16 protein-coding genes and 2 tRNA genes are annotated in these 16483 nt (G+C 74.6%); 6 read left to right on the top strand and 12 right to left on the bottom strand.

Annotated features, from left to right (window positions below):
- Nucleotides 1-79: 79 nt before the first annotated feature.
- Nucleotides 80-466: a hypothetical protein gene (locus ATL51_RS16585; protein WP_100879115.1), complete on the top strand. Its 387-nt coding sequence runs from the start codon at nucleotides 80-82 to the stop codon at nucleotides 464-466.
- 117 nt (nucleotides 467-583) lie between these two features.
- Here ATL51_RS16585 and ATL51_RS16580 read toward each other — a convergent pair whose 3' ends face one another.
- Both ATL51_RS16580 and deoC read right to left on the bottom strand, forming a co-directional pair.
- Complete coding sequence (locus tag ATL51_RS16580) at nucleotides 584-2239, bottom strand: hypothetical protein (protein ID WP_100879114.1); 1656 nt, start codon at nucleotides 2237-2239, stop codon at nucleotides 584-586.
- An 81-nt stretch (nucleotides 2240-2320) separates the two neighbouring features.
- Nucleotides 2321-3043 (bottom strand): deoxyribose-phosphate aldolase, encoded by a 723-nt coding sequence (gene deoC, locus ATL51_RS16575; RefSeq protein ID WP_100879113.1) that lies wholly within the window; start codon nucleotides 3041-3043, stop codon nucleotides 2321-2323.
- Nucleotides 3044-3212: 169 nt separating this feature from the next.
- Between deoC and ATL51_RS16570 the strand changes: the two genes are divergently transcribed.
- Nucleotides 3213-3677 carry an STAS domain-containing protein gene (locus ATL51_RS16570; protein ID WP_100879112.1) on the top strand — a complete coding sequence of 155 codons (465 nt, stop codon included), beginning with the start codon at nucleotides 3213-3215 and terminating at the stop codon, nucleotides 3675-3677.
- Here the strand turns inward: ATL51_RS16570 and ATL51_RS16565 are convergent.
- On the bottom strand, nucleotides 3653-5101 hold the full coding sequence (locus ATL51_RS16565) for a flavin-containing monooxygenase (RefSeq protein ID WP_167410007.1): 1449 nt from the start codon (nucleotides 5099-5101) through the stop codon (nucleotides 3653-3655). The genes ATL51_RS16570 and ATL51_RS16565 overlap by 25 nt on opposite strands.
- A gap of 369 nt (nucleotides 5102-5470) precedes the next feature.
- Between ATL51_RS16565 and ATL51_RS16560 the strand changes: the two genes are divergently transcribed.
- Nucleotides 5471-5665 (top strand): hypothetical protein, encoded by a 195-nt coding sequence (locus ATL51_RS16560; RefSeq protein ID WP_073573721.1) that lies wholly within the window; start codon nucleotides 5471-5473, stop codon nucleotides 5663-5665.
- Between the two features lie 4 nt (nucleotides 5666-5669).
- Here ATL51_RS16560 and ATL51_RS16555 read toward each other — a convergent pair whose 3' ends face one another.
- The 3 genes from ATL51_RS16555 to ATL51_RS16545 form a co-directional block, all read right to left on the bottom strand.
- The gene (locus ATL51_RS16555) at nucleotides 5670-7376 is read right to left on the bottom strand and encodes an ATP-binding SpoIIE family protein phosphatase (RefSeq protein ID WP_167410006.1); all 1707 of its coding nucleotides are present in this window, start codon (nucleotides 7374-7376) and stop codon (nucleotides 5670-5672) included.
- 84 nt (nucleotides 7377-7460) lie between these two features.
- Nucleotides 7461-8627, bottom strand: coding sequence for an RNA polymerase sigma factor (locus tag ATL51_RS16550; RefSeq protein WP_208623004.1), 1167 nt, complete (start codon nucleotides 8625-8627; stop codon nucleotides 7461-7463).
- A complete protein-coding gene (locus tag ATL51_RS16545) occupies nucleotides 8624-9031 on the bottom strand; it encodes a YciI family protein (protein ID WP_073573719.1) in 408 nt (135 codons plus the stop codon). The genes ATL51_RS16550 and ATL51_RS16545 overlap by 4 nt, the downstream gene beginning before the upstream one ends.
- A gap of 122 nt (nucleotides 9032-9153) precedes the next feature.
- Here ATL51_RS16545 and ATL51_RS16540 point away from each other — a divergent pair, with 122 nt between their 5' ends.
- Nucleotides 9154-9582: an SRPBCC family protein gene (locus ATL51_RS16540; RefSeq protein ID WP_100879109.1), complete on the top strand. Its 429-nt coding sequence runs from the start codon at nucleotides 9154-9156 to the stop codon at nucleotides 9580-9582.
- An 18-nt stretch (nucleotides 9583-9600) separates the two neighbouring features.
- Here ATL51_RS16540 and ATL51_RS16535 read toward each other — a convergent pair whose 3' ends face one another.
- Entirely contained in the window at nucleotides 9601-10485 is an 885-nt protein-coding gene (locus tag ATL51_RS16535) for a helix-turn-helix transcriptional regulator (RefSeq protein WP_100879108.1), read from the bottom strand.
- Between the two features lie 184 nt (nucleotides 10486-10669).
- On the opposite strand from ATL51_RS16535, the gene ATL51_RS16530 reads away from it, so the two are divergent.
- Complete coding sequence (locus ATL51_RS16530) at nucleotides 10670-11383, top strand: DUF3159 domain-containing protein (protein ID WP_083657975.1); 714 nt, start codon at nucleotides 10670-10672, stop codon at nucleotides 11381-11383.
- Nucleotides 11384-11425: 42 nt separating this feature from the next.
- A complete protein-coding gene (locus tag ATL51_RS16525) occupies nucleotides 11426-12418 on the top strand; it encodes an SDR family oxidoreductase (protein WP_100879107.1) in 993 nt (330 codons plus the stop codon).
- Nucleotides 12419-12717: 299 nt separating this feature from the next.
- On the opposite strand, the gene ATL51_RS16520 is transcribed toward ATL51_RS16525, so the two are convergent.
- The 5 genes from ATL51_RS16520 to gyrA all read right to left on the bottom strand — a co-directional run bounded on the left by ATL51_RS16520 (nucleotide 12718) and on the right by gyrA (nucleotide 16480).
- Nucleotides 12718-12793: transfer RNA gene (locus tag ATL51_RS16520), tRNA-Ala, on the bottom strand.
- A gap of 36 nt (nucleotides 12794-12829) precedes the next feature.
- Nucleotides 12830-12940 (bottom strand): DLW-39 family protein, encoded by a 111-nt coding sequence (locus ATL51_RS29460; RefSeq protein WP_208820446.1) that lies wholly within the window; start codon nucleotides 12938-12940, stop codon nucleotides 12830-12832.
- Between the two features lie 40 nt (nucleotides 12941-12980).
- Nucleotides 12981-13054: transfer RNA gene (locus ATL51_RS16515), tRNA-Ile, on the bottom strand.
- Between the two features lie 95 nt (nucleotides 13055-13149).
- Nucleotides 13150-13872 carry a DUF3566 domain-containing protein gene (locus tag ATL51_RS16510; RefSeq protein WP_224401041.1) on the bottom strand — a complete coding sequence of 241 codons (723 nt, stop codon included), beginning with the start codon at nucleotides 13870-13872 and terminating at the stop codon, nucleotides 13150-13152.
- A 97-nt stretch (nucleotides 13873-13969) separates the two neighbouring features.
- Nucleotides 13970-16480 (bottom strand): DNA gyrase subunit A, encoded by a 2511-nt coding sequence (gyrA, locus tag ATL51_RS16505; protein WP_073573716.1) that lies wholly within the window; start codon nucleotides 16478-16480, stop codon nucleotides 13970-13972.
- Nucleotides 16481-16483: the final 3 nt, after the last annotated feature.

The following is a 16483-nucleotide window of genomic DNA, read 5'->3' as shown; positions in this document are numbered from 1 at the left end:
CACCGCTCCGGCGCCGACCGCCCGTGCCGGCCCCGACGACCGGGTCGGCCGGGCCCCTTCCCCGAGAGGATCGTCCCCCATGCGCAAGTCCTTCCGCATCGCCGCCGCCGCGGCGCTCGCCGTCCCCATGACCATCGGTGCGGCCGGCATGGCCTTCGCCGACCACGAGCGCGGCGACCGCAGCGAGACCAGCACCCAGGAGACCGCGGGTTCGGCCACCGGCACCCAGTCGTCGGAGAGCACCCAGGGCAACGCCAACGGCGCCCCGGTGACCCAGGCGAACCCGGCGGCGAACGTCGACGGCATCGCCTCGCTGAGCGACTTCGCGAACGAGGACGTCCGCGGCGGCTCCGGCCAGGAGATCGTGCAGGACAACTCGATCGACTCGTCGGACGAGCAGGGCAACAAGGCCTCCACCGAGCAGGCCCAGAAGACCGTCCTGGACCAGGTCGCCGACCAGTCCTGAGACACCCGAGGTCCGGGGGCACAGCCCGGCTTCTCCGGCGAACGGGCCGGTCCGCGGACGGGCGGGCCGGCCCGTTCGTGTGTCCGGGGCGCGCCTGCCGGCCGGCTGGTGGCGCTCTCAGCCCTCCGTCGCCGGACGGGTGACCAGGCGCCGGGTGCGGTCCGGCAGCCGGTCGACGATGCGGCCGATCCGCTCGGTGGTGCCCTGCAGCGGTGCGAGCGCGTCGGCCAGCACCCCGATCTGCCGGTCGAGCGCGTCGATCCGGGCCGCGACCGACCGCAGGTCCGGGGCGACGGCGGTCAGCTGGCTCGCGGCCTGCGCGAGGTTGACGTCCAGCGCGGCCAGCCGCGGGGTGCCGTCCGCGTCGGCGTCCGCGACGGCCGCGGCGATCCGCCGGACGGCGCCCTGGTCGCCGGTGGCGGAGGCCAGCGTCGCAAGGTCCTCCCGCACGGTGGCGAGCACCCGCAGCGGCTCCACCGCGCCCGCGAGGGCGGCGAGGTCGTCGGGGGTGCGGGCCAGCTCCTGCAGCGGTCCGACCGCCTCGGCGAGCCGTGCGAGGTCGGCCCGGGTCGCGGCCAGCTCGTGCACCGCGGGTACGGCACCGGTCAGGCTCTCCAGGTGCTCGCGGGCCGAGGCCAGCTCCCGCAGCGGCTCGACGGCGCCGGCGAGCTGCGCCAGGTCGGCGCGGGTGGCGGCGAGCTCCTGGAGCGGGGCGACGGCGTCGGCGAGGCGCTGCAGCGAGGTGACCGCCCCGGCCAGCGCGGCCAGGTCGCCCGCCGCGGGGGCCAGCTCGCGCAGCGGCGCCGCGGCACCGGCCAGCTCGTGCAGGTCGTCCCGGACCGCGGCCAGCTCGGACAAGGGACCGACGGCCGCGCTGAGCTCCCGCAGCGACTCCACGGCGCCGGCCAGCTCCGACAACGGACCCACGGCGGTGCTGAGCTCGCGCAGCGGCTCGACGGCCGTGCCCAGCTCGCGCAGCGGCTCGACGGCCGTGCCCAGCTCGCGCAGCGGCTCGACCGCCGTGCCCAGCTCGGTCAGCGGACCGACGGCGGTGGCGAGCTCCCGCAGCGCCTCGACCGCGCCGGCGAGTTCCGACAACGGACCGACGGCCGCGGCCAGCTCCCGCAGCGCCTCGACGGCCCCCGCCAGCTCCTGCAGCGACGCCACCGCCCCGCTCAGCTCCCGCAGCGGCCCGACCGCGGCGGCGAGTTCGTGCAGGTCGCCCCGCACCGCGGCCAGCTCCCGCAGGTCCTCCCGCATCCCCGCCAGCTCGTGCAGGTCCCCGCGCACCGCAGCCAGCTCGTGCAGGTCCTCCCGGACGCCGGCCAGCTCGTGCAGGTCGTCGCGCACGCCGGCCAGGTGGTGCAGGTCCTCGCGCAGCCCGGCGAGCTGGTGCAGGTCGTCGCGGGCACCGGCCAGCTCGCGCAGTGGTCCGGCGGCCCCGGCCAGCTCGACCACGGCCGCGGTCAGGCGGTCGATCCGCTCGACGGTCACCGGGTCGTCCCACAGCGTCACGACCCGGCCGAGCACGTCGTCGAGCACCGGGGCGAGGCCGGTCAGGGCGGCGTCGACACCGGCGATGCGCCGCGGCAGCGCGGCGACGTCGGCCGCGACCGACGGCATCGCCTCGACCGCGCGCGGGGCCTCGGCCAGCCAGCCGGGCAGCCGGCGGCCGATCTCCACGGCCGCGCCGACCGTGCCGAGGGCGGCGCCGATCAGGGTCCCGGTGACGCCCGCGGGCGACCAGGAGCTCGGGAGGGGCTGCTTCGCCATCGGTCTCCTCCGGGGCTCACGGGAACGTGCTCGGGTCAGCTTCGCAGATCCGGCGGCCCGGTGTACCGCTCGGTAGCCCCCTCAGTACGACGCGTCGTCCACCCGGGCCGCGGCGTCGGCGCCGGCGTCGCGGGCCGCGGCGTCGTCGAGGATCGTGGCCGTACCGCTGGTGCCGAAGCGGGTGACGCCCGCGGCGTGGAAGGCCAGCACGGTGTCGAGGTCCCGGACCCCGCCGGAGGCCTTGACCTGCACCTGCGGTCCGACGGTGGCGCGCATGAGCGCAAGGTGCTCGGGCGTGGCGCCGCCGCCGGCGAAGCCGGTGGAGGTCTTCACGAACGCCGCGCCCGCCGACTCGGCGGCCCGGCAGCCGGCGACCACCTCGTCGTCGGACAGCAGCGCGGTCTCCAGGATCACCTTCACGACGCGGCCGTCGGCGGCCCCGACGACGGCCGCGATGTCGGCCTCGACGTCGTCGGTCAGGCCGCTCCGCAGCCGGCCGACGTTCAGCACCACGTCCAGCTCGGCGGCACCGTCGGCGATCGCCTGCCGCGCCTCGGCGACCTTGGCCGCGGTGCTGGTCGTGCCGTGCGGGAAGCCGATCACGGTGCCGACGGCGACGCCGGTCCCCGCGAGCCGGGCGGCGGCGTGCGCGACGTCGGACGGGCGTACGCACACGCTGAAGATGCGGTAGCGGGCGGCGAGGTCGAGCTGGGCGTCGACCTCGGTGCGGGTCAGCTCGGGCTTGAGGATCGCGTGGTCGATCATCCCGGCGATCGCGGCGGCGGAGAGGGTCGTAGCGCTCACGGTGGTCCTTCGGGTCCCGGCGGGAGGATCGCCCCCGCGGGTGGTCGGCGGTCGGGTGCGAAGGCTACGCGCCCGGGGCGCCACCGATCAGCACATGCGGTGACGGCCACCCGCTGCAATGCTGCTCGGACGTACCGGAGATCCCGGTGGCCGAAGGGGGTTCCCGACCATGGCGGACGACGACCGCTCCGTGCCGGATGCCGCGCAGGCCGCCGCTTCCGGGCCGACGCTGCGCTTCGAGCAGTCCAGCCATCCGGCGGGCGCCACCGTGCTGCACGCGATCGGCGCCATCGACGACGACACATCCCCCGACCTGTGGGTCGAGATGGGCATCTGGTCCGAGGCGGGTCCCGAACTCATCCTCGACCTGACCGGCGTGGACTTCCTGGGGACGGCGGGGCTGAACTCGCTGCTCCAGTCGCGCGACATGCTGGGCGCCGAGGGCAAACGACTCCGGGTGTACTGCGGGTCGAGCCGTCCCGCCCGACGCGCACTCCAGGTGACCGGCGCGATGGACCTGTTCGACGTCGTCGACCGGATCCCCGAGGAGCCGGCCTCGTCGCGGAACATGCTGTTCGGCGTACCGGACCCGGACGTCCGCCTGGACGGTCAGCGCCGCTCGAACGACGGGTAGCCCGCGGCGGCCTCGTCGTCGCAGGCGCGTAGTACGCCCGCGACCCCGCCGGGCACCGCGTGGGGCGCGACCGGCTCCGCCGGGCACGACAGCGCCTCGATCGTCGACAGGCCGTCGGCGTCGAGGGCGCCGATCGCCCGGTCGACCCACTCGACCTGCCCCTGCAGGCAGGCCGCGTCGTTGCCGTACCCGAGGGTCGGCGCCAGCGGCGCGAACAGATTCGGGAAGCCGGGGTGCGCCATCCCGAACAGGCCCGGCCCGGTGCCGAGCAGCCGCCCGTCGCGGCCGACGACGTCGATCCCGGCCCGGGTCGCGCCCGTGTCGAACCCGGTGGCCAGCACGATCGCGTCCAGCCCGACGACGGTCCCGTCGGCCAGCCCGACCCCCTCCGGCCGGATCCGCGTGAGCGGGTTCCGGGCGACGGGGAGCACCTCGACGTCGTCGCGGTGGAAGCTCTCCAGCCAGCCCTGGTCGGTCGCGACGGGGCGCAGGCCGTAGTCGTCGCCCTCCGGGACCAGCGCCGCCGCGAGGTGGTCGTCGCCCAGCCGCGCCCGCATCCGGTCCCGGACGACGGCGGCCGCCGCGGCCCGCAGTGCCGGGTCGGACGCGAGCCCGGCGAGCCGGGCCGGGTGCAGCGCCAGCGGGTCCTCGTCGTGGACCGTCCCCAGACTGTGGAGTCCTCTGTGGACAGACGGGTGTCCGGTGCCGGACGGTGTGGACCGGACCGCCTCGCGCATCGCGGGCAACCGGTCGCGGTAGGCCGCGCGCTCCGGCCAGCCGAACATCGGGTTGGCCGCAGGCAGCACGAAACGCGGGGTCCGGGCCAGGACGGTGAGCCGGCCGACCCGCCCGGCCAGGGCCGGGACCAGCTGGACCGCGCTCGGCCCGCAGCCGACGACGCCGACCCGCAGCCCGTCGAGCTCGGGTCCCCTGGCCGGCCACGCTCCGGTGTGGACGACCGGCCCGGTGAAGTCCGACCGGCCGGGGACGGCGTCGGTGCGGGGTGCGGTGAACGACCCCGTGCAGCGGACCAGGAACCGCGCGGACAGCTCGTCGTCGCCGGTGCGGACCCGCCAGCGGCCGCCGTCCCAGCGGGCGGCGGTGACCGGTGTGGACAGTCGCAGGTCGCGGTGCAGGTCGAGCCGGTCGGCGACGAACCGCAGCCAGCGCAGCACCTCGTAGCCGGCCGGGAAGCGCTCGCTCCAGCCCCAGTCGCGGTACAGCTCGTCGGAGAACAGGTACTGGTAGGCGGCACCCTCGGTGTCGATGCGGGCACCCGGGAAACGCTGGTGGTGCCACACCCCGCCGGGCTCTGGCGCGGCGTCGACGCAGGTCACCCGCAGACCGCGCCGGCGCAGCAGGTGCAGCGCGTACAGACCCGCGACCCCGGCGCCGACGACCACGACGTCGTGCTCGTCCTCCACCGGCCCAGCGTGGCCGACCCGGGACGTCGCCGGACCGACCTGTCTCAGATCGACACGCGGCGCCCGGTGGGCGAGGCCGACGAACCTGCTGCTCGTGCTCGGTCTGGGTGCGCTGCTGCGACCGGTCGCGTTCGACCGGCGCACGCTGCGCCACGACCTGCCCGCGCGAGGCCGACGCCGGCGACGATCGCGGTCCCGCCGGACGTCGTCGACGCCGACCTGGTGCTGCTGGTCGTCGCGACCCCGGGGCCGGGGCCGACCGGGTCCCGGCTGTCGCGACCCGGGGGCGGGTTGCTGTGCTGGGCTACGCGGCCTGTCTGACCTGGTCGGTCCTCACACGGGTGTGAACGGGTGTCGCACACTGGGCGCATGACAGCATCCGACGACGCATGGTCCTGGCCCGACGCGACGACCGCGGCGCACGACCTCGCCGCGCACCTGGAGGACGCCGCCCGTGCCCTGCGCGACGGTCGCGCGGAGGTCCGCCGGTCCGCGACCGGCACCGCCTCCGACGGTCACCGGCAGCTGGAGGTCGACCTGACCTGGCGCGAGGACGCGTCCTAGGGGGTCAGCGCGCGGCGAGCTCGGCCCACACCCGCTTGCCGCGGCCCCGGGTGTCACAGCCCCAGGCCTGCGTGACGGCCTCGACGAGCTGCAGGCCGCGCCCACGCGCCGCCCGCAGGTCGAGCGGCTGGAGCAGCGGGCTGCCCGCACCCTCGTCGTCGACCTCGATCCGCAGGGCGTCCCGGCCCCGGACCAGGGTCAGACGGAACGCGGTACGGGCGTGGTCGACGACGTTCGCGACGAGCTCCTCGATGACCAGCATCGCGTCGGCGAGGGTGCCGGGGGCGAGGTCCCAACCGACGAGGACGCGTTCCGCGGAACGCCGTGTCTCCCGGCCGACCCCGGCGTGCGGGACGTGCTCGGTGACGACCCGGTCGACGTCGCCGGTGCCGGGCTCCTCGACCTGCACGACGACCACCCCGGCGTCGTCGCTGAGGTGACCGCCGCAGTGCGCGAGGGCGGCCTCGGTGAGGGCGCGCGCGATCGTGTCGGCGTCGGCGCCCGGGTCGAGCGAGGCCAGCGTGCGCCGGGCGCCCTCCTCCCCCAGCTGCTCCCAGTGCCCGCGCACGTGCGCCTCGGTGATGCCGTCGGTGTAGAGCACCAGGCTGTCGCCCGCGGCGAGGATGACGGCCGCGTCGGCCACCATCGGGGTGGTGCCGATGCCGAGGACCAGCCCGCCGCCGCCGTGGAACTCCGCGGTGCCGTCGGCCCGTCGCACGAGGGCGGGCGGGTGACCGGCCGAGGCGAGATCGGCGTGCCAGGTGCCGGAGGGGCCGCGGCGCAGCGACGCGAGCGCGGCGGTGACGAAGCTGATGCGGCCGTCGAACCAGACGTGCAGGACGTCGTTGACGGTGCGGAGCACGGCGGCCGGGGCGTTCTCGACGTGCGCGGCGGTACGGGTGGCCGAGCGGGCCAGCGCGGTCGTCCGGGCGGCACCGGCGCCCTTGCCCTGGACGTCGCCGATCACCACGGCGACGCCGTCCGGGGTGGGGACGGCGTCGTAGAAGTCTCCCATGACCTCCACCCCGGAGCCGCCGGGCAGGAAGCGGGCCGCGATGTCGACCCCGGGCAGCCGCGGGGGCTGCGCGGGCAGCAGCGACTCCTGCAGCGTCCGGGCCAGCGTCTCGATCTCGGCGGCGTCGCGGGCGGCGGCAGCCGCCTGCCGCTCGGTCTCGCGCAGGACCAGACGCAGCGCGATCTCGCCCTCGACGGCGTCGGCCAGGGTGCGGATCGTCTCGCGGTGCAGCGGGGTCCACTCACGGACGACCACGTCCATCGCGCAGAGGTTGCCCACGACCTGGCCCGCGGGGTCGCGCACCGGCACGCCGAGCCAGGCGGCCGCACCGAAGTCGGTCATCAGCGAGAGGTCGCGCAGCCGTGGGTCGGCCCGCACGTCGCCGGCGCAGATCTCCCCGCCCGACTCGATGACGACCTTGCACCCGCTGTCCTCGACGGGCGCCGACCAGACGCCGTCCGCTCCGACGATCTGCGCGGGCTCGGGCGTGCCCTTGAGGAAGGTCCGGACCTCGTCGACGACGGTCAGCATGACCGCCGGGGTGCCGAGGACCACCGAGACCAGCCGGGTCAGGCGGTTGAACGCCTCGTCCGGCCCGGTGTCCAGCAGCTGGGTGGCCTGGACGGCGGCCAGCCGTGCCGGCGACTCCAGCGGCGACGGTGCCGCGACCGCAACGGGATCCGACACCAGGCTCATTCGCATGATCCTTGCACCGCTGCGCGCCGGCGTCCTGTCTGTGTGCCGCGGAGGCCGGGGGATCGTCAATTGTGACGATGCGGTTCAGCCCGCCGACCCGGCGTGGAGACGGGCGGCGCACCGGGTCAGGTGGTCCCGTTCGGCCGTGGAGGACGCCAGTGCCGCGGCCTCGGCGTAGAGACGCGCGGCCGTGGCCCGCTCCCCCGCCCGTTCGTGCAGGTGGGCGCTGACCGCGGTCCAGCGGGGCAGCGCCGGGTCGAGATCGGCGAGAGCCGCCAGCCCGGCCCGTGGCCCGTCGGCCTCCCCGACGGCGACGGCCCGGTTCAGCCGGGCGACCGGGCTGCCGGTGAGCCGGACCAGCTCGTCGTACCACTCGACGATCTGGGGCCAGTCGGTCTCCCCGGCGACCGGCGCGTCGGCGTGCAGGGCGGCGACGGCCGCCTGGGCCTGGAACTCCCCCAGCCGGTCGCGGGCCAGCGCGGCCTGCAGCAGCGCCACCCCCTCGGTGATCAGCGCGGTGTCCCAGCGGCCGCGGTCCTGCTCGACCAGCGGCACCAGCTCGCCGGCCGGTCCGGTGCGGGCGGCGCGGCGGGCGTGGTGCAGCAGCATCAGGGCGAGCAGGCCCGCGACCTCGGGGTGGTCGACCGACGCCGCGAGGCGCCGGGTCAGCCGGATCGCCTCGGCGGCGAGGTCGACGTCGCCGGAGTAGCCCTCGTTGAACACCAGGTAGAGCACCCGCAGGACGGTCGCGACGTCGGCGGGGCGGTCGAACCGCTCCCCCGCGACGGTGCGTTTGGCGCGGCTGATCCGCTGCGCCATCGTCGCCTCGGGCACCAGGTAGGCCGCGGCGATCTGCCGGGTGGTGAGCCCGCCGACCGCGCGCAGGGTGAGCGCGACCGCCGACGACGGCGACAGCGACGGGTGCGCGCACAGGAAGTACAGCTCGAGCGCGTCGTCGCGGTCCGGCGCCGGGCCGGGCGCCGGCTCGGCCCCGGCCCGTTCCTCCCGGCCACGACGCGCGGTCTCCGACCGGGTGGCGTCGAGGAAGCGGCGCCAGGCCACCGTCACGAGCCAGCCCTTCGGGTCCCGCGGCGGGTCCGCGGGCCAGGTCCGCAGGGCCTCGGTGAGCGCGTCCTGCACGGCGTCCTCGGCCGCCGCGAAGCCCGCACCGCGACGGCCGAGGATCCCCAGTACCTCCGGGACGAGGCCGCGCAGCAGCGCGGCGTCGGCACCGGCCACCTCGCCGCTCACTCGGTGACGGTCGGCCGGGCCTCGAGGAACGGCCGCAGCTCGATCCACTCGTGGATCGGCTCCCCACCGGCGCCGGGGGCCGCCGACAGCCCACCGGTCAGCTCGACGGCCCGCTCGTAGCTGTCGACGTCGATGATCATCCAGCCGGCGACGAGGTCCTTGGTCTCCGCGAACGGACCGTCGGTGACCGGCGGGCGGCCCTCGCCGTCGTAGCGGACGAAGGTGCCCTCCGGCGCCAGCGCCTGGGCGTCGACGAACTCACCGGTCTCCTTCAGGGACTCGGCGAAGTCCTGCATGAAGCGGATGTGCGCGGTGACCTCCTCGGGAGCCCAGCGGTCCATCGGGACGTCGTTCTTCGGGGCCGGGGCGCCGCGATAGTGCTTGAGCAGCAGGTACTTGGCCATGGTGGGTCTCCTCGGTGCTCGTCGCGGCCCATCCTGGCCGCGTTCACCCCGGGGACGGAACCGGACGCGCGTTCTCGACATGTCCGCTCGATTTTTCTTCTACCCGTCAGTAAGTTCCGCACATGATCAGAGCGACGTCCGTCCGCACCGTGTCCGCGACGCCCGAGACGGTGTGGTCGGTGCTGTCCGACCACGAGGGCATGTCGGCGTGGGCGCCGGGCCTGAAGGTGGCCGTGACGCGGGCCGGGACGCCGGAGCCCAACGGTGTCGGTACCGTCCGCAAGGTCGGCATCGGCTCGCCCGGTCCGATCGTCGAGGAGGTCACCGCGTTCGAGCCGGGGCGACGCCTCGGGTACCGCGCGCTGGCCGGTGTGCCGCTGAAGAACTACCGCGGCGAGGTCACGCTGCGCCCGGTCGGCACCGGTACCGAGATCACCTACGCGGTCGAGGCCGACAAGCGGCTGCCGGCGGGCGAGACGCTGCTCGCGAAGGGACTGTCGAAGGTGCTGCTGTCCGGCCTGGTCCGCGGGGTCGGCGCCGGTCCGCGCTGACCGGCCCGCCTTCTCGGGTCAGGTCTCGTCCGGCCGCGGGCCGGCCGGCTCGCCGTGCCGGTACCAGGCGGCGGACGGTGCCCCGATGACCGAGAGCAGCTGCAGCTTCTCGTGGGTCTCACTGCCCGGGACGGCGGTGTAGACCAGCAGCAGGTGGGACTGATCGGGGTCGAGCAGCGTCTGGCAGTGCAGCTCCAGTGCGCCGACCTCGGGGTGGAGGAGGCGTTTGACGTCGTCGGTCCGGACGCCGACCTCGTGGGAGTCCCAGAGCGCGCGGAACTCCTCGTTCTCCGGGTACAGGAGGTCGGCGAGGTGGGCCGCGCGGGATCCCGGGCCGCGCCGGGCCGCGACCGCGCGCAGGCCGGAGACGTAGCGCCGCGACAGGAACGCGTGGTCCTCCTGCGGGTGGCGCAGACGGGCGTCGGGATCGGTGAACCAGCGGTAGCCGATGCTCCGCGACGGGCCGGTGAACCCGGTGGTGTCGCCGGTCAACGCGACCCCCAGTGAGGTCTGGCGCAGCGTCTCCCCGAGCTCGGTGACGATCTCGGCGGGTGTGTCGACGAGGCGGTCGAGGATGCGCAGCAGGCCGGGACCGATGTGGTCGCTGGTCGCGCCCCGGGCGGGCGGATGCTGCCCGGCGAGGCGGAACAGGTGGTCGCGCTCGTCGAGCGAGAGGTGCAGCCCCTGGGCGATCGCGGCGACCATCTGCTCCGACGGCCGCGGGCCACGCTCCCGTTCGAGGCGCGCGTAGTAGTCGGTCGACATGTGGCACAGCGCCGCGGCCTCCTCGCGGCGCAGGCCGCTGGTACGACGGCGCTGCCCCCGCGGCAGCCCCACGTCCTCCGGTTGCAGTACCTCACGGCGCCGCCGCAGGAACTGGGCCAAGCCCACCCGGTCGATCATCCGTACCGCCTCTCGGTCGCCTCCGTCCGTTCCTACCGGGACACACGGCGCGGAGCCACGGACGGTCGATCCGCCCCACCCGGTCGGGGCCGCACGGTCCAGGGGCGGATCGGGAGGTCGTGGTTGCGGGCCGACGGAAGGGTGAACGTGGTCGGCACACGGCCACCGACCCGAGGAGCCCACCGTGCCGAACGATCTCTTCCCGCTCGACCCGACCTCCACCGTGCCGCCGGGCCGCCCGGAGGAGCACCGCACCGGGGAGCCGACCCGGGCCGAGGGTGCCGCCACGCTCTCCGCGGCGATGCGGACCAGCCTGGACCGCTCCGGCGGCGCCGTGGGGATCCTCCTCGCCGCCACGCCCGCCGTCGCCTTCGTGGCGGCCGACGCGGCGGGCGGGCTGACCTGGGCGTTCATCGCGCTCGCCGTCGCCGCGCCGGTGACGTTCGGGGTGCGCCTGGCCCGCCGGGAGTCGCTGCGGGCCGCCGTCGTCGGTCTGGCGGTGGCCGGCGTGTGCGCCGCCGTCGCCGCGTTCTCCGGCGAGGCCCGGGCGTTCTTCCTGCTCCCCACCCTGATCCCGGCCGCACTCGGCGTGCTGTTCCTCGGCTCGGTCCTCGTCCGCCGCCCGGTGACCGGGACCCTGTTCAACCGGCTGGTCGGCGGCCCCGAGGACTGGCGCAGGCACCCCCGGCTGATCCGCGTCTACACCGTCAGCACGCTGGCCGGCGTCGTGCTCCACGCGCTCAACCTCACCCTGCGCGCCGTGGCCTACCTCGCGGACCAGCCCGCCGTCCTGGCCGCGCTCGGCGTCGCCGCCGTACCGGCCTTCGCCGCACTCGCCGCGGGCACTCTCGTCGCCGCCCGCCGCGCGACCGGCCCCCGCGTCGCCACCGCCGCCTGACGACCGCCCGGCCTCGAACACCGCACCCACCAGGGAGACACCATGTCCCGCACCCGCGACATCACCATCGGCGACCTCACCGGCCGGCTCGCCGTCGTCACCGGCGCCAGCGACGGCATCGGGCTCGGTATCGCCACCCGGCTCGCCGCCGCAGGAGCCGAGATCGTGCTGCCCGTCCGCAACCGGCGCAAGGGCGAGGCGGCGGCCGACGCGATCCGCACCCGGGCCCCCGGCGCGACCGTGTCCCTGCGCGAGCTCGACCTGTCGTCGTTGGGCTCCGTCGCCGCGCTCGGCGTCATGCTGCGGGGCGAGGGCCGCCCGATCCACATCCTGGTCAACAACGCCGGCGTCATGACCCCGCCCCGGCGGGCGACGACCGTCGACGGCTTCGAGCTGCAGTTCGGCACCAACCACCTCGGTCACGTGGCCCTCGTCGCGCACCTGCTTCCGCTGCTGCGCGCCGGCCGGGCACGGGTGACCTCCCAGCTCAGCGTCGCCGCGCGCCGCGGCCGGATCGCCTGGGACGACCTCCAGGCGCAGGTCGGCTACGGCAACGGCATGGCCGCCTACGCCCGGTCGAAGATCGCGTTCGGGCTGTTCGCCCTCGAGCTCGACCGCCGCAGCCGCGCCGGGCGCTGGGGCGTCACCAGCAACGTGTCCCACCCCGGGATCGCCCCGACCAGCCTGCTCGCCGCGCGTGCCGAGGTCGGTCGTGAGCAGCCCGCGCGGGGACGACGGGTGATCGGCGCGCTCTCGGCCCGCGGCATCCTCGTCGGGACCGCGCAGAGCGCCGGGCTGCCCGCGCTCTACGCCGCGACCTCCCCGGACGCACACGGTGGGCGGTTCTACGGGCCCGCCGGGTTCGGGGGTCTGGGTGGTGCGCCCGCCGAGCTGGGCCTCTACCGGCCCCTGCGCAGCACCGACGACGCCGAGCGCATCTGGCGCGTCTCGCAGGAGCTCACCGGGGTCTCGTTCGACACCACGGACGCCGCAGCGACCGAGGACACGGTCGTCCTGCACCGCGACGCCCGGTGAGCGCGACGGGTCGGGCCCCGGCGGCGGGCCGGTGAAGTACCGCCATCCCGGGTGACGGGTGCGGGTCGGCTCGCGGAGTCGGTCGCCCACCCGCACCACGGCCCGCAGCCACCGGTACGGGGGCGGCCCGCGGAGCGTCGTGTTCCACGTGGAACAGCAGGGCACCCGGGAGAACGGCAGGTGGTGGGTGATCGCCCGCCGGAACACCGCCGAGGCTCCGTCACAGTGGTGACACGAGCCGTCCGGCGGGTCGCCCGACCACCGGCACCGACGGAACGTGCGGAGAAGTGCGTGTCAGCTGGTGGAGACAAGGGGAATCGAACCCCTAACCCCCGCCTTGCAAAGGCGGTGCTCTGCCAATTGAGCTATGTCCCCTGGTGGGTCCCGATCACGGTACCCCGGGAGGCGGGGTCAGCGGGTGGTGGCCTCGTGCCACAGGTCGTCGGACCCGACACCGCGGAAGCGGGACCAGCCGAAGTACGCGGCACCGGCGGCGACGGCCAGCACGAACAGCTTCTTCATCGCAGGTCTCCTCGCGAGTGACTGTCGGAGGGGGAAGGTGTGGGCCTAGCTGGATTTGAACCAGCGACCTCATCGTTATCAGCGATGCGCTCTAACCAACTGAGCTATAGGCCCGTGCAACAGGAGAAACACTACCGCACGGGGTCGAGCGGGTTACGAGGGGGTCCCCCTCCGCCCGACCCCGTGCGGGGTGCGTGACGACGCTCCGGTCAGTCCCGCTCGGAGAGCGTGACCTCGATGCCGCCGACCAGGTCGGCGGCCACGTTGTAGACGAACGCGACCACGGTGATGGCCACCGCGAACAGCAGGCTGTTCACCGCGCCGACGACGGCGGCGAGCCCGAAGACCCGGCCGACGCTGATCAGCGAGCCCCCGGTCTCCTGCTGCGAGGTGACCAGGTCGGCGTACGTGCCGTTGAGCCGGTCCCAGACGCCCATCCCGCCGAGCACGCCGTAGAGGACGCCCGCGGCGACCATCCACACCAGCCACAGCACGACGGCCAGCGCCAGGGCCATCTTCAGCACCGACCACGGGTCGAGCCGCTTGAGCTGCAGCAGCGCCTGGCGCGGGGGCCGGTTGCGGACCGACGCGCGCGGCGTGTCCGCCGGGGCCGTGCCGTTCTCGCGCTGCTCCGGGTCGCGCACGGCGGTCGTCGCGCCGGCCGCACCTGCGCCGGGGGCGGTCATGAACGCGGTCGGGGCCTCGCTCAGCAGCGAGTCCGCGACCGAGCCGCCGTCGCGGTCGTCATGGGTGTCGGGCACCCGGCGCCACGGGGGCGGCGAGGCCGCGGCCGGGTCGGCCGCGGGCTCGGCGTCGTCGCGCGGGCCGGGGACGTGGTCGGCCGGGGCCGCCGTCGTCGACGGGTCGTGGTCGGCGTCGGTGGCGACGGTGCGGGCCTCGTCCTGCGACGGGGTGCGGTCGTCGGTGCTCACGAGTGGGAGCTCTCCTCGCTGGTCGTCGCTCGGTACTGCCCCGGTCCCACGGCGTGTACCGGGTGGCCAGCCCTGCTGGCCGGCCACCCGACGTGCACTACGCCTGCTGGCCCGGGTCCTCCTCGGTCTCCTCCGCGTTGCGGGCGACGGCCAGCAGCGTGGAGCTCTCGCCCAGGTTCATCAGGCGGACTCCCTTCGTCTGCCGGCCGGCCTTCCGCACCTCGCGGGCGGAGGTCCGGATGACCCCGCCGGTGGAGGTGATCGCGTACAGCTCGTCGTCGATGCCGACGATGAGCGCACCGACCAGCGTGCCACGGCGACGGTCGTACTGGAGGGTCAACACTCCCTTCCCGCCACGGCCCTGAACGGGGTAGTCCTCGATCGGGGTGCGCTTGGCGTAGCCACCGGTGGTGGCGACGAGCAGGTAGGTGTCGGAGCGGATCACGCCGAGGGCCAGCAGCTTGTCGCCCTCGTTGAACCGCATCCCCAGGACGCCGGAGGTGGCGCGGCCCATCGGGCGCAGCGCGTCGTCGGACGCGGTGAACCGGATGGACTGGCCCTCGGCGGACACGAGGAGCAGATCGTCATCACCCGAACAGAGGACGGCGCCGACCAGCTCGTCGTCGTCGCGCAGGTTGATGCCGATGAGGCCGCCGGCCCGGTTGGAGTCGAAGTCGGTCAGGCGCGACTTCTTCACCAGGCCGTTGCGGGTGGCCAGGACCAGGTACGGCCGCGCCGAGTAGTCCTTGATCTGCATGACCTGGGCGATCTCCTCCTCCGGCTGGAGGGCCAGGAGGTTCGCCAGGTGCTGGCCACGCGCGGTGCGGTTGGCCTCGGGCAGCTCGTAGGCCTTGAGCCGGTAGACCCGCCCGCGGTTGGTGAAGAACAGCATCCAGTCGTGCGTGGAGCACACGAAGAAGTGGTTGACGATGTCGTCCTGCTTCAGCTGCGCCCCCTGCACGCCCTTCCCGCCGCGCTTCTGGGCGCGGTACAGGTCGGTCTTCGTGCGCTTGGCGTAGCCGGTACGGGTGATCGTGACGACGACGTCCTCGACCGCGATCAGGTCCTCGTCGGTGACGTCGCCGTCGTAGCCGACGATCCGGGTGCGGCGGTCGTCGCCGTGGGCCTCGACCAGCTCGGCCAGCTCGTCGCGGACGATCTGCCGCTGGCGCTCCGGACGGGCCAGGATGTCCTGGTAGTCCGCGATCTCGCGCTCGATCTCGGCGAGCTCGTCGACGATCTTCTGGCGCTCCAGCGCGGCGAGCCGCCGCAGCTGCATGTCCAGGATGGCCTGGGCCTGGATGTCGTCGACGTCGAGCAGGTCGATCAGGCCGGCCCGGGCGACGTCGACCGTGGCCGACGCCCGGATCAGGGCGATGACCTCGTCGAGCGCGTCCAGCGCCTTGACCAGACCACGCAGGATGTGGGCCCGTTCCTCGGCCTTGCGGAGCCGGTAGCGGGTCCGCCGGACGATGACCTCGATCTGGTGCCGGACGTAGTGCCGGATCATCTGGTCGAGGCGCAGGGTGCGCGGCACGCCGTCGACGATCGACAGCATGTTCACACCGAAGCTGTGCTGCAGCTGGGTGTGCTTGTACAGGTTGTTCAGCACGACCTTGGCGACGGCGTCGCGCTTGAGCGTGACCACGATCCGCATGCCGATGCGGTCCGAGGACTCGTCGACGATCTCGGAGATCCCGGCGATCTTGCCGTCGCGGACCATGCCCGCGATCGACTCGATCAGGTTGTCCGGGTTGACCATGTAGGGCAGCTCGGTGACGACCAGGGTGGTGCGACCCTTGGCGTCCTCCTCGACCTCGACGACGGCCCGCATCCGGACCGAGCCGCGCCCGGTCCGGTAGGCGGACTCGATGCCGTCGCGCCCGACGATGAGGCCGTGGGTCGGGAAGTCCGGCCCCTTGATGCGCTCCATGAGCGCTTCGAGCAGCTCGTCGTCGGTGGCGTCGGGGTTCTCCAGGCACCAGGCGACGCCGGCGCCGACCTCGCGCAGGTTGTGCGGCGGGATGTTCGTCGCCATGCCGACCGCGATGCCGGAGCTGCCGTTGATGAGCAGGTTCGGCACCCGCGACGGCAGGACGACCGGTTCCTGGGTCTTGCCGTCGTAGTTGTCCAGGTAGTCGACGGTCTCCTCGTCGATGTCCTGGAGCATCGCCATCGCCAGCGGCGAGAGCCGGCACTCGGTGTACCGCATGGCCGCGGCCGGATCGTTGCCGCGCGAGCCGAAGTTGCCCTGCCCCTGGATCAGCGGGTAGCGCATCGACCAGGGCTGGGCCAGCCGCACGAGGGCGTCGTAGATCGCCGAGTCGCCGTGCGGGTGGTAGTTGCCCATGACGTCGCCGACGACGCGGGCGCACTTGACCGGGGCGCGGTCGGGCCGGAAGCCGTTCTCCCCCATCGAGTAGAGGACGCGGCGGTGGACCGGCTTGAGACCGTCCTCCACCAGCGGCAGCGCCCGCCCGACGATCACGCTCATCGCGTAGTCGATGTACGAGCGCTGCATCTCCTGCTGGATGTCGACCGGTTCGACCCGGCCCCCACCCTCTCCGCCGCCTGCCGCGGGGGCGGCGGGGTCGATCGTGTCCGTCACGAA

The sequence above is a fragment of the Pseudonocardia alni genome (assembly GCF_002813375.1).
In the GTDB taxonomy this organism is placed as follows: Bacteria; Actinomycetota; Actinomycetes; order Mycobacteriales; family Pseudonocardiaceae; genus Pseudonocardia; species Pseudonocardia alni.
The sequence above is the reverse complement of the archived record's forward strand: the minus strand, read 5'-3'. Positions and strand labels throughout refer to the sequence as shown.

Excerpts from the sequence above, each read along its gene's own strand:
- ATL51_RS16585 (WP_100879115.1), top strand. The coding sequence starts at position 80 with ATGCGCAAGTCCTTCCGCATCGCCGCCGCCGCGGCGCTCGCCGTCCCC.
- ATL51_RS16580 (WP_100879114.1), bottom strand. The coding sequence starts at position 2,239 with ATGGCGAAGCAGCCCCTCCCGAGCTCCTGGTCGCCCGCGGGCGTCACC.
- ATL51_RS16570 (WP_100879112.1), top strand. The coding sequence starts at position 3,213 with ATGGCGGACGACGACCGCTCCGTGCCGGATGCCGCGCAGGCCGCCGCT.
- ATL51_RS16560 (WP_073573721.1), top strand. The coding sequence starts at position 5,471 with ATGACAGCATCCGACGACGCATGGTCCTGGCCCGACGCGACGACCGCG.
- ATL51_RS16555 (WP_167410006.1), bottom strand. The coding sequence starts at position 7,376 with ATGAGCCTGGTGTCGGATCCCGTTGCGGTCGCGGCACCGTCGCCGCTG.
- ATL51_RS16545 (WP_073573719.1), bottom strand. The coding sequence starts at position 9,031 with ATGGCCAAGTACCTGCTGCTCAAGCACTATCGCGGCGCCCCGGCCCCG.
- ATL51_RS16540 (WP_100879109.1), top strand. The coding sequence starts at position 9,154 with ATGATCAGAGCGACGTCCGTCCGCACCGTGTCCGCGACGCCCGAGACG.
- ATL51_RS16535 (WP_100879108.1), bottom strand. The coding sequence starts at position 10,485 with ATGATCGACCGGGTGGGCTTGGCCCAGTTCCTGCGGCGGCGCCGTGAG.
- ATL51_RS16525 (WP_100879107.1), top strand. The coding sequence starts at position 11,426 with ATGTCCCGCACCCGCGACATCACCATCGGCGACCTCACCGGCCGGCTC.
- ATL51_RS29460 (WP_208820446.1), bottom strand. The coding sequence starts at position 12,940 with ATGAAGAAGCTGTTCGTGCTGGCCGTCGCCGCCGGTGCCGCGTACTTC.